Here is a 12609-nt window from a genome sequence, read left to right as displayed (position 1 = left end):
TAGCACGGTCGTTCGCAAACAACAACGATGCGCACGCCGGTCAGTCCACCTATACGGGAAGTCGGCCGGGCCGCACGATGCGGCCCGGCGCGGGACGGCTGTCGCGTCAGCCCGCCTGCGGTTTCGCGAGCTGATCGGCAACCGGCAGGCTGCGGATGCGGGTGCCGGTCGCCGCGAAGATCGCGTTGGTCAGCGCTGGCGCGACGGGCGGCAGGCCCGGTTCGCCGACGCCGCCGAGCGGCGTCGCGTAGTCGTCCGGCGCGACGAGATGCACGCGGATTTCGCGCGGCGCCTCGTTCATCCGCAGCACCTGGAAGCCGTTGAAGTTACTCTGCTCGGGGTGCCCGTCCTTGAACGTGATCTCGCCATGCAGCGCGATGCCCAGCCCCATCACGACCGCGCCCTCGAGCTGCGAGCGCACCCGTTCCGGATTGACCTGCGGCCCGCAGTCGATCGCGATGTCGACGCGCGGCACCGAGATCCTGCCGTCCGCATCGACCTGCACCTCGCACACCGCCGCCGTGTACGACACGAAGCTGCGATGCGCGGCGATCCCGAGCCCGTGCCCCTTCGGCAGCTTGCGCCCCCAGCCGGCTTCGCGCGCGACCGTCTCGATCACGCGCCGCAGCCGGCCCGTATCGACCGGATACAGCGCGGGATCCTCGCCGTAGTTCACGTTTTTCACCGTGATGTGCGGCTCGAAACGCCGCGCGGGCCCGATCAGGTCGAGCAGGAAATCCTTCGGATCGCGGCCGGCCGCATACGCGAGTTCCGACACGAAACTCTGGATGCCGAACGCATGCGGGATGTTGTACACCGAGCGGAACCAGCCGATCCGCGTGTGCGCTTGCGCGGCCGGATTCTCGATCCGCACGTTCGGAATCGCGAACGGCAGATCCGCGATACCTTGCGCGAGCTCGCCCGGCTGCTCGTGCACGACGCCGGCGCGGAACGTCGACTGGATCGACGGCGCGACCGTGCGATGCTGCCACGCGACGACCTTCCCCGCCGCATCGATCCCGCCGTCGAACGCTTCGAGCGACACCGCGTGGAAGTAGTCGTGCGCGATGTCGTCCTCGCGCGTGAACGTCAGCTTCACGGGCACGCCTGCCGCCTTCGACAGCAGCGCGGCTTCCACCACGTAATCGGGCTTCGACTTGCGGCCGAAGCCGCCGCCGAGCAACGTCACGTTGACCGTCACGCGCTCGGTCGGCACGCCGAGCGCCTTCGCGATCTCGTCGCGCGTGGTCTGCGGCGCCTGCGTGCAGGTCCACACTTCGCAGCGGCCGTCGGCCACCCGCGCCACCGCCGCGGGCGGCTCCATCGTCGCGTGTGCCAGATGCGGAACGTAGTACGTCGCGCGCACGCGCTTCGCGGCGCCGGCGAGTGCGGCCGGCGCATCGCCGTCGTTGCGGATCACGTCGCCCGGCTGCGCGGCGGCCGCTTCGAGCGTCTTGCGATACGCGGCCGAGTCGTACCCCGCATGCGGGCCGCGCTTCCAGTCGACCTTCAATTGCGCGCGGGCCTGGATGGCCGTCCACGTATCGCGCGCAATGACGGCCACGCCGCCGAGCGGCTGGAAGCCGGACGGCAGCGGCGTCGACGCCAGTTGCACGACCTTGACGACACCCGGCAGCTTCTCGGCGGCCGATGCATCGAACGACGCGACCGTGTCGCCGTAGGCCGGCGGGCGCGCGACGACCGCATACAGCATGCCGTCGAGCCGCGTATCGATTCCGTACCGCGCGCGGCCGCCGACGATGTCGCGTCCGTCGATCAGCGCCGTCTTGCCCTTGCCGATGTAGCGGAATTCTGCCGGTGCCTTCAACGCCACGCTTTTCGTATCGGGCACCGACAGCGCGGCTGCCTTCGCGGCCAGTTCGCCGAAGCCGAGCTTGCGCCCGCTTTGCGTGTCGACGACCTCGTGCACCGTCACCTTCACGTGGCGCACATCGACGCCCCACGTCGCTGCCGCGGCCTGCGCGAGCATCGTGCGCGCGGCGGCCCCCGCACGGCGCAGCGCGGCGAAGCTCTGGCGCAGGCTGCGCGAACCGTCGGTGTTCTGGTTGCCGTAGCGCGGCTCGTCGCCGACCGCTTGCGCGACCTTCACGCGCGACCAGTCCGCGCCCAGCTCGTCGGCGACCACGAGCGCGACGCTCGTGCGTACGCCCTGGCCCATCTCGGAGCGGATGCAGGTCACCGTGACGGTGCCATCAGGTGCGATCGCAACGAACAGGTTCGGATCGTCGCGCAAGCCGTGCGGCATTCCCGCGCCGCCATATTGCGGATTCGCGCTGACGGGCGGCTGCACCGGCGCGGCCGCCTGCGCGAGCGACGGCACGCCGAACGCGAGCAGTAGCCCGCCCGAGGCGAAGCCGAGCAGCAGCGCGCGGCGGCTTTCGTTGTGGACGGAGAGTTCGGGCGCACTCATGCGTCACCTCCGCGACGCACGGCCAGCCGGATCGCCGCGCGAATGCGCGTATAGGTGCCGCAGCGGCAGATGTTGCCGGACATCGCATCGTCGATGTCGGCGTCGGTCGGATGGGGATTCGTCTTCAGCAGCGACGCGGCCTGCATGATCTGCCCGGACTGGCAGTAGCCGCATTGCGCGACGTTCAGTTCCTGCCACGCCTGCTGCAACGGGTGCGTGAGATCGGTCGACAGCCCCTCGATCGTCGTCACGCGCCTGGACGCCGCCGCCGCGACCGGCGTGACACACGCGCGGATCGCGACGCCGTCGAGATGCACGGTGCACGCACCGCATAGCGCCATCCCGCAGCCGAACTTGGTGCCGGTGTGGCCGAGCACATCGCGCAGATACCAGAGCAACGGCATGTCGGGATTGCCGTCGAAGTGCTGCTCGCTACCGTTGACGGTCAGCGTGATCATCGTTCACCTCCTGGTTGCGATGCCCGCCGGGCGGGCAACGAGTGGGGTTTCGAACGGCGCGGCGCACATTCCGAACGATCAGGCAGGCGTGGCGCCGTTTCGTCGACCGTGCCGCGTGCAGGCACGGTCGGGCGGATGCTGCGAACGATGCCGCCGGCCGGTTGCCTGCGCAACCTTTCCCCTTCGCGCCGGCCGGCGCGCGTCCGCATGGATCGCCGCCCGCATTATCGAACCATTTCGGATTCGACGTCGGATCGCGGCGATTCGGGCGTTTCAGGCAAGGGGGACAAGGCACGGCCGGGGACCGGGCGTGTCATTGGAGGGGCTTTCGAGTGCATCGGATGCGTGCGTTCCGGGTCGCGCATAGGCAAACATCCGGCCGACCTCGCGGCCGGACCGGATGCTTGATGTCCACGGCGGACGCGCCGCAACGCGCTACGGCACGATCTTCCTCACGGCGAGCGCAGCGCCTGCAACCCGAGCGTGAGCGCGTTGAACGGCATCTCCACGGCGCCCATCGAGAAGCTGGTCGTCTTCGTGGGCACGCCGGGCGTACGCATCAGCGCGTGAACGATCCGCTCGCTCGCATGGCCGTCGCCGTACGGATTGCTCGCGCGCGACATTTCCTCGTACGCGCTCTCGCTGTCGAACAGACGCGACGCCTCCCACACGATCCGGTCCTGATCGGTGCCGACGAGCCGCGCGGTGCCGGCCTGAATCGCTTCGGGCCGCTCGGTCGTCTCGCGCGTGACGAGCACCGGCTTGCCGAGCGCCGGCCCTTCCTCCTGAATGCCGCCCGAATCCGTGATGATGAAATGCGCGCGCGACATCAGGAATACGAACGACAGGTATTCCTGCGGCTCGATCAGGTAGATGTTGGGCACACCGCCGAGCCGCGCGCGCGCCGGCTCCTGCACGTTCGGGTTCAGGTGCAGCGGATAGACGAACTGCGCATCGCGATAGCGGTTCGCCAGCGTGCACAGCGCGTCGCAGAAGTGCCGGAACGGTTCGCCGAAACTTTCGCGGCGATGGCCGGTGATCAGCACGACACGCCGCGACGGCTCGAGAAACGGGAAGTATGCGGCGATCTTGTCCGACAGCGAGGCGGTGCGATCCAGCATGCGCTTGACCTCGTGCAATGCATCGATCACGGTGTTGCCGGTCAGCGAGACCGCCCCGCCCGGCACGCCCTCGCTCAGCAGGTTGTCGCGGGCCTGCCCGGTCGGTGCGAAATGCCACGACGACACCGCGTCGGTCACGCGGCGATTCAGCTCCTCCGGCCACGGCGACCAGATGTCGCCGCTGCGCAGGCCGGCCTCCACGTGACCGACCGGCAGATAGCGATAGAACGCGGCCAGGCTCACCGCGAGCGTGGTCGTCGTATCGCCGTGCACCAGCACGACGTCCGGCCGAAAATCGTCGAAGACGATGCCGATCGCCTGAAGAATGCCGGTCGTCACGTCGGTCAGCGTCTGGCCTTGCCGCATCAGGTTGAGATCGTAGTCGGGCTTGATGTCGAACAGCGTCAGCACCTGGTCGAGCATTTCCCGATGCTGCGCGGTCACGCACACCCGGGCGTCGACATCCGTCTGCGCCTTCAGCGCACGCACCAGCGGCGCCATCTTGATGGCCTCCGGCCGAGTCCCGAACACAAGCAAGATCTTCTTCATCGTTATCCTCGTTTAGCCGCTTCGCGCCCGGCGATCCCGCACGCGGCGCGAAACATGTATTCGGGCGGCGCATCCCGTACTCGCACGCGATCGACATGCGGCGGTGTGGCGGGGCGAGCGCACCGCTTCGTCCGCGCGGTCCCGGCCGCACGAATCGTCGTACTACGGGCATCCCGTTGCACTGGATCAATCACGTCATGAGTCGTTCCTCGCTGTGTCGAGCGTTACGTCCTCCCACACCAGCAATATTCAAACCAGCCGGCTCGCGTCGCGGCCCGCTTCGCTCCGCGACCCTTGCCCGCGGACGGTGCGTGAAGGAATGTTTCACAACTGCTACGGACACCCGCATCGCCGGATCGACGCGACAACGATAAACGCCCGGACGCGCGCGCGATCCGTCTGACGACGCCGTCCGACGAATCGCGCATGCATGTCGCGCGGCCGTGACGCAGCGGATCGCGTCGACCTTTCGACACGCGTTGCGTCGCCTCGCTTCGCCACTTTCGTCTGTGCAGTGCGCGGCCCGCACGCGAGCGTCGACCGCCGTCGCGCGCGCAGGATTTCGTCGACGCCCGACACCGCCTTGCATCACACGAATCGTGGAGCGGGAAATGTTGCGAATGTGTAACGCAGACCGGAAACCGGCAAATACATCGGAGTCCGGTCCATTCGTCTCATGTGAAAGCAGCGCGTCGCGACCGCCCGGCCGACACGCGCACGCCGAACGACATGCGACGGACCGGCATCGCAAGCCGCACCCGGGAAGGTGGTATCAGCCGGTTGGACGGCCGGGGCGCCGCGCTCGATGCTCGACCGACCGTGCGGGGTCGGATGCCACGCGCGCATGCTGATTCGTCAGTGAATCAAAACAGGCCGGCGCAGCGCATGCCGTATTCGTTTCCCGCGCGCGGCCCCTTGCTGCGCGCGGCATCGCGGCAGATGGCTCACGCCTTGCTTGATGTCGGACAGGTGCGTCCCGAAGCACTCGCATCGCAGCAGACAGACTGGGACGCCAAAGCAACGCAGCCGGGAGACGACGCGACGCATCCGTCCGGGGCAAGCCGAAACCGCCCCGTGCGACGAACGCGCCCTCGCTTCCCATTGACGTCCGCGCGATCCACGGAGCGCCTTCAGCTCTCATCGGTCGTCGTTGCGGGCACGGGGATCGGGACATGAAGAAAACGCGGGCGGCGTCACTTTGCGAGCAAGGCATCCTGCTGCTGATCGTGCTTGCCTGCTCGCTGATCGTGCGCGACACCACCTCGCAGGCGATCGCCGAACCGGTCCGGTTCGGCGTGCCCGCCGCAACGGTCGCAACCACCGTGATCGCGATGGAGCGCACCGCGCTCGACCGCGTGACGCCCTCGCTCGTCGCGCCGGCCTCGCCCGATACGGACGCGTCGCTCGAGCCGCCGCCCGCCGCCACGCCGGACATCGCGTTCGATCCCGAACTGCTGCTGATACCGTGCGTAGCGTACCTGTGGCTGTTCACGTTGCTGACGTGCGCGTATGCCGCACGGCATTACGTATTCAGCCTCGACCGCCTGTTCAAGCCGCAGCACGCGCCCTACCGGACGATGACCCACGGCGATTGGCCGCGGCTCACGGTCTTCGTCGCCGCCCACAACGAGGAAACCGTCATCGTCGATTGCCTGATGGCGCTGCTGGCGACGACCTACCCGCGCGACCGGCTGACGATCATTCCGGTCAACGACCGCTCGACCGACAATACGCGCGCATTGATCGACGAAGTCCGCGCACGCGCGCCCGAGCTGATCCAGCCGTTTCACCGCGAGACCGGCAAGCCGGGCAAGGCAGCCGCGCTGAAGGACGCGCTGCGCTTCATCCGCGGCGACATCATGGTGGTATTCGACGCCGACTACCTGCCGCGCCCCGGGCTGCTGAAGGAGCTCGTCGCGCCGTTCTTCGACCCGGAAATCGGCGCGGTGATGGGCCGCGTCGTGCCGCAGAACGCCGACAGCAACCTGCTCGCGCGGCTGCTCGATCTCGAGCGCGCGGGCGGCTACCAGGTCAACCAGCAAGCCCGCAACAATCTCAACCTGGTGCCGCAATACGGCGGCACGGTCGGCGGCATCCGCAAGAGCGCGCTCGATGCCGTGGGCGGCTGGCGCGACGACACGCTCGCCGAAGATACCGACATGACCTACCGCCTGCTGTTGAGCGACTGGCGCACGGTCTATCTGAACCACGCCGAATGTTACGAGGAAGTGCCCGAGCGCTGGGCCGTCCGCGCGCGTCAACTGACGCGCTGGGCGAAGGGCCATAACCAGACGATGCTGCGCTATCTGGTTCCGGTGCTGCGCAACCCGCTGATCTCGCGACGCTGCCGGCTCGACGGCGCGCTGCTGCTCGGCGTGTTCACGATGCCCGCGCTGCTCGCGATCGCGTGGAGCGCGGCGCTCGCGCTCTACCTGTTCAACGGCGTCAACTCGACCGCCCTCGGCCTGCTGCTGTCGCTGTTCGCGCTGTTCTCGTTCAGCACCTTCGGCAACTTCGGCGTGTTCTTCGAGATCGTCGTCGCCGCGCGGCTCGACGGCCGCGCGACGCGGCTGCGGCTCGTGCCGGTCAACGTCGTCGGCTTTTGCGTGACGATCGCGGCGGTCGTCTCCGCGCTGTGGGGGCTCGCGCTCGACGCCGCGTTCCGCCGCGAACTGAAATGGGACAAGACCGAGCGTTTTCGCCGGCAGTTGAAACCGGAGCGATGAACGATGACGACCTTCAACGTAATGGTGCCGGTGGCCGGCGTGCTCACCCTGCCGTTCCTGCCGATGCTGCATGAACTGATCCGGCGCAGCGACGTCGCGGCGCTGCCGATCGGCGACGGGCCGTTCGTCGACCAGGCGCTGCTCGCCGCACGCTGGCACGACGCGCTGCGCGCGCACGTGGCCGGCACGCCGCCGGCGGATGCATCCGCCGCGCCGCCGTGGCAAGCGCTCGGGCTGGCCGTCCAGCATGCGGATGCGATCGACGTCGCCCGCGACGCGCATCGCGACGACGTGCTCTACGCCGATCGTTCGATCACGCTCGACGACGGCGCGCGGGCCGCGTACGCGTTCGCCGACCAGCGCATCGACATTCGCGCCGGCGCGACGATCGGCACGCTCGCGCATGCGCCGCTGATCGACGTCGACGACGCGGTGCTGCGCGGCGTCGTGGTCGGCGACACGGTGCGCCTGCGCGGCGCCGGCGGCTTCACGTGCCTGTATGGCGAGCCGCTCGTCTTCGGCGCGGCGCCCGGCCCGCGGCCCGCGGACACACCGGCCGCCCCGCGCCGCGCGATCACGCTCGCTCGCCACTTCGCGTCGCTGCCGCATCGCTTCCTGCACGGCCGTTACCTGCTGCCATGCGACGTTCGCCTGCCCGCGCACACGGTCGTGCAAGGCAACCTGATCGTCGAAGGGACGCTCGTCCTCGGCGAAGGCTGCGTGCTGCGCGGCAGCGTCAAGGCGCATCGCGTCGAACTCGAACGTCACGCGTTGCTGCACGGCGCGGTATTCGCGCGCGACGACGTGCTGCTCGCCCACGCGAGCTGCATCGACGGCGTCGTGTCGGCCGGCGGCCTGCTGCGACTGACGGGCGCGCGCATCGGCGTCGCCGGTCATCCGGTCAGCGCGTGCGCGCGCGACGTATCGATCGTCAATCATGCCTGCGTGCATGGCGATCTCGTCGCGTGGCGCAGCGGCTGGTTCCATACATCCCGTTAAGGAGCGCCTCATGTCCGATCGCCCCAGCCATCGCGGCCCGCACGTGCCGGTTGCCACCCTCGCGATGCTGTGCGGCGTCGCCTTCGGCGCGCCCGCGGCACTGGCGGAGCAGCCGGACGATGCCGCCGCCGCGCCCGCCGTGCAGCCGCCGCCGCCTACGACCGTCATCACGCCACGGATGCGCGACGAATCGATGTTCGTGCGCGTGGACGCCGAAGGCCTGCCGGACGGCGTGCCGCTCGCCGAGTTCACGCCCGAGGATACGAACCGGCCGCCGCTGCCCGATGCAGTCGTCACCCATGTGCAGGCGCCGCAAGAATCGCACACCGAACTGTCGCTCGGCTATTCCAGCGCACATCTGACGCACGGCTACGGCGACTGGTACGGCGTGCACCTGCGCGGCGTCTACCAGGATGGCAACCGCACCGTGCTCGGCGAACTGGCGCAACTGCACCGCTTCGGCGAGAACACGCAGCTCGGCGCGCTGACCTACGTGCAGAACTTCGGCCCCGACTGGTTCGGCGGGATCGGCTTTTCCGGCACCACGTCGGGCACGATCCTGCCGAGTGCGCGCGTCGACGCGTCGATCAACCGCAAGCTATTGCCCGACCGTTCGCTGGTCGTGTCGCTCGGCGCCGGCTACGCGTGGAACCGCAGCGGCCACCGCGACCAGCTCTATCACGCCGGCGTGATCTGGTACGCATTGCCGAAGTGGATTTTCGAGGCGGGCGCGAACTATACGGTCGATTCGCCGGGATCCGTGAAGGCGCCCGCCTACTACGGCGCCGTCACCTACGGCGAGGTCGGCAAGAGCGTGATCGTGCTGCGCGGCGGCGTCGGCCGCGAGGCGTATCAGGTCACCGGCTCAGGCTCGCAGATCGCGGATTTCCGCAGCCACGAGATCACCGCGAAATGGCGCTACTGGGTCACGCGCAAGTGGGGGACGCAACTTGAATTCGCGTACTACCACAACCCGTACTACTCACGAATCGGCGGCGAGTTCAGCGTCTTCTATCGCTGGTAAGCGGGCCGGCGCCATGCACACGCATCCCGTCCGTCCTCCCGTCGACCGTTCGCTGCGCACCCACGCGTACCCGCAGCGCTGGCTGTCGTCGATCGCGCTGGTGACGCCCGTACTGTACGCATCGCTCTGGTTCGGATTGCCGCTGGCGTGGCGCTACTGGCGCGCGGTGATGGCGTGGGGCGCGCGCCAGATCGATCCGGCGCTTCACGTGATCGTGATCGCTTATCCGGCCGACGCACCGCGCGTGCCGCTGCTGTCGATCGACGTCGCGGCCCGCATGCCGGGCGACACGCTGCTGGCCGCCACCGCCGCGCTCTGCATGATCGGCTTCGCCGCATCGTTCATCCGGCGCGCGCGCTGGTTGCCCGTTGCATATCTGTTACGTATCGCGAGCTTCACCCAACTGCTGATCTGCGCGTACTTCTGGCTCGCGCCCGGCACGTTCCCGTACGTCCCGCAACTGCATCTGCGCGACATGTTCGTGCTGCACGGCGCGGCGATCGCACTGATCCCGCTGGTCATGGCCGCGCTGTACTACCCGCTCGATTTCTCGTTGCTGCAAAAAGCCTGCGCGTCGCTGCTGGTGCTCGGCTACTTCGTGTTCGCGCTGCCATTCGTGATGCTGCTGCACGCGACGATCGTCCATCACGGCTCGCTGCTGTTCTTGCCGTTCTGCTATTTCCTGCTCGGCGGGCCGCTGCTGATCGGCCTGCTGGTCACGCTCTATACCTACTGCGCGAGCTGGCCCGGCGCACTGACGCGCGATCGCGATTCCGTCTGCCGATAGCGCGACCGAACGCGCCGTATCAGCGATGAAACGAATCCGCCGGGTTTGCGACCGTGCCGCGCAACCCGCATCGCAAGAAGCCAGCAGGACCGGGCCTCCTGCGCCAATGGCACGTTGTTCGCTTCTTTCAATGCGTCGCATCGAGTCCTCTCACGGGCGAAGGCAGCGCGGCGCACCGGCGCATTGGCGCGGCCGGACCGCCTGACACGCACCGCTCGATACCCGACGAACCGGACAGCCGCACACACCTACGGGGCTGGAATGCTCGACCTGGCGGCACGCGTATCCCGGCTGCCGCCCGCCCCCATTCCTTGAGCGAGGAGCACACCATGTTGGCAAAGTCAGGCAAGTTCTTGCGGATCCTGTTCGCGCTGTTCGCGCTCGCGTTCGCATTCAGTCCGGGCGGCGTTCAGGCGGCCACCAACCAGCTTCTCCTGTTGGTGCCCGATACGCTGACGCTGCCCGATTCGCGCGTATCCGCATGGCTCGACAGTGCCCAGGAGGAAGGGCTGCAGATCAAGGTGATGACCGACAGCCAGTTCATGGCGGCCGGCGCGACGCTATCGCAGTATCCGGGCCTAATCCTTCCCGATCAGGTGCATACGACGGCCTCCGACGCACTCGTGACGGCGATTCAGAACTACACGCTGAACGGCGGCAAGGTGATGCTCGTCTACGATTTCGGCGTGCTGAATTCGGCCGGCTTCTACGTCAGCCCGAAATCGCGCTTCAGCAGCATGGCCGGCGTGGACTACGTCCTGTATGACCAATACGGCGGCAACATGATCGGTCTGGGCAACGTAACCGGCATGAGCAGCTGGCTGCGCACGCTCCAGGTGCCCCCCGGCAAGTCGATGGCGTGGACCACGACGTCGCCGACCACCACGACCGCGACTGCGCTCGCATCGACGAGCACCTCGGGCACGACGACGAATTCGACATCGGGCACCGCGCAGTTCCTGGCCGCGAGCCCGTCGAACCCCGGCGGCCTTGCCAACTACAACCACGGCGCATGGTTCCAGTACACGACGCCATCCACCGGCAGCGGCGTGCTGAACCAGACGGCCCCGAAGCTGACCGGCACCGTGACCGGCAAGCTGAAGAAGACCACGACGTATACGGCCAATTCGCTGCTGAGCACGTCGACCGGCAAGACGGCCACCGCGCTCGCGTCGACGCTCGCCACCACCACCGACACGCTAGAAGGGATCTCCGGCTACGTGTACGGCTTCCTCACCTATCCGAGCTTCGTCACGCAGGGAACGTACACCGGCACGACGATCCTCACCTCGCCGACCTTCGGGCTGGTGTCCGGCTACAACGCGTACGGCAACGGCGGCGTGCTGTTCGTCAATCTGCCGCTCGCCTACCTCGACGGCCAGACCGACGGCATGCTGATTCACGGCTACCTGCATTATTTCGGCACGCAGATGCTGAACCTGCCGTCGCTGTCGCCGCTGCCGAAGGCGATGGCGGGGCTCGTGTTCAACTGGCACTTCTGCGCGGGCGACCAGATCCAGCCGGCGCTTCAGCTGAAGAATCTCGGCGTGTGGAACAACGGGCCGTTCTCGCTCGTGATCACGGCAGGCCCCGATGAAGCGGCCTTCGGCGACGGTGGCGGCATCAATCTCGCCAACAACCCGACCGCGCAGAATCTGCTCAAGTATTTCGTGAGCAAGGGCCATCGCGTCGGCAGCCACGGCGGCTGGATCCACGACTACTGGGGGGCGAATGCGAGCGAAACGAACGCGAGCACGTTCACGCAGTACCTGGCGATGAACCACCAGGCCGTCCAGGCAGCGACGGGCTTGCCCGATGTCGAGTACGCGGCGCCGGAAGGCAACACGCCGACGTGGTCGGTCAACTGGCTCGAAAGCAACGGCTTCAACGGCTATTACTTCACCGGCCACACCGGCTCGGCGCCGACCCGCGCATACCGCAACGGCGTACTGTTGAACCCGGGCCTCTGGGCTTACCCGGTGATGCCGTTCGGCAAGTACGCGACGTTCGAGGAATTCCAGCAGTACGCGGTGCCGACCGCCGACGTGAACAACTGGTATGCATCGCTGATGAACTTCGTCGTCGCGAACCGCACGAGCCGGCTGATCTATGCCCACCCGCTCGGCGCGTCGTCCTACACGTCGACGCTGTCCGCGATCTTCAACCAGGCCAACATGCTGAAGCTCACGGGGCAGTTCAAGTGGTACACGATGAGCGACATCACGATCTTCGATCGTGCACGCCTGAACGTCACGTGGTCGGCCACCGATACGGGCAGCGGCTGGGCGTTCTCCGCCAGCCACCCGGCCAGCCTCGCGAACATGACGTGGCTGCTGCCGAAGAAAGCCTTCGGGCTGCCGTTGATCACGCAAGGCTTCGGCAGCGTCGTCATCACCGACTCGACGTACTGGCTCGTGACCGCGAACAGCGGCACCAGCCTCAAGTTCACCAGCGCCAAGGTGCACTGAGCCGCGACATCGACCCACCCGCCGGCGCGCGCCGCGGCCAACGCCG

Annotated in this window: 8 protein-coding genes; 5 read left to right on the top strand and 3 right to left on the bottom strand. The window is 67.8% G+C overall.

The window, feature by feature from the left end; translation table 11 throughout:
- Positions 1–106: 106 nt before the first annotated feature.
- The 3 genes from QZM72_RS17845 to wecB form a co-directional block, all read right to left on the bottom strand.
- Positions 107–2431 carry a xanthine dehydrogenase family protein molybdopterin-binding subunit gene (locus QZM72_RS17845; protein WP_301738798.1) on the bottom strand — a complete coding sequence of 775 codons (2325 nt, stop codon included), beginning with the start codon at positions 2429–2431 and terminating at the stop codon, positions 107–109.
- Positions 2428–2889 (bottom strand): (2Fe-2S)-binding protein, encoded by a 462-nt coding sequence (locus tag QZM72_RS17840; protein ID WP_089467170.1) that lies wholly within the window; start codon positions 2887–2889, stop codon positions 2428–2430. The genes QZM72_RS17845 and QZM72_RS17840 overlap by 4 nt, the downstream gene beginning before the upstream one ends.
- Positions 2890–3341: 452 nt before the next feature.
- Positions 3342–4559 carry a non-hydrolyzing UDP-N-acetylglucosamine 2-epimerase gene (wecB, locus tag QZM72_RS17835; RefSeq protein WP_089467169.1) on the bottom strand — a complete coding sequence of 406 codons (1218 nt, stop codon included), beginning with the start codon at positions 4557–4559 and terminating at the stop codon, positions 3342–3344.
- Between the two features lie 1172 nt (positions 4560–5731).
- On the opposite strand from wecB, the gene QZM72_RS17830 reads away from it, so the two are divergent.
- The 5 genes from QZM72_RS17830 (at position 5732) to QZM72_RS17810 (ending at position 12563) form a co-directional block, all read left to right on the top strand.
- Positions 5732–7285 carry a glycosyltransferase family 2 protein gene (locus tag QZM72_RS17830; protein ID WP_301738797.1) on the top strand — a complete coding sequence of 518 codons (1554 nt, stop codon included), beginning with the start codon at positions 5732–5734 and terminating at the stop codon, positions 7283–7285.
- 3 nt (positions 7286–7288) lie between these two features.
- Positions 7289–8284 (top strand): polymer-forming cytoskeletal protein, encoded by a 996-nt coding sequence (locus QZM72_RS17825; RefSeq protein ID WP_089467167.1) that lies wholly within the window; start codon positions 7289–7291, stop codon positions 8282–8284.
- A 10-nt stretch (positions 8285–8294) separates the two neighbouring features.
- The gene (locus QZM72_RS17820; protein ID WP_089467166.1) at positions 8295–9308 is read left to right on the top strand and encodes a YaiO family outer membrane beta-barrel protein; all 1014 of its coding nucleotides are present in this window, start codon (positions 8295–8297) and stop codon (positions 9306–9308) included.
- 13 nt (positions 9309–9321) lie between these two features.
- Positions 9322–10095: a hypothetical protein gene (locus QZM72_RS17815; RefSeq protein ID WP_089467165.1), complete on the top strand. Its 774-nt coding sequence runs from the start codon at positions 9322–9324 to the stop codon at positions 10093–10095.
- A gap of 329 nt (positions 10096–10424) precedes the next feature.
- Positions 10425–12563, top strand: a complete 2139-nt coding sequence (locus QZM72_RS17810) for a hypothetical protein (protein WP_301738796.1) — start codon at positions 10425–10427, stop codon at positions 12561–12563.
- Positions 12564–12609 lie beyond the last annotated feature (46 nt).

The sequence above is a fragment of the Burkholderia sp. AU45388 genome (assembly GCF_030481585.1).
Taxonomy (GTDB): domain Bacteria; phylum Pseudomonadota; class Gammaproteobacteria; order Burkholderiales; family Burkholderiaceae; genus Burkholderia; species Burkholderia sola.
This window is presented reverse-complemented; position numbering and strand designations above follow the sequence as displayed.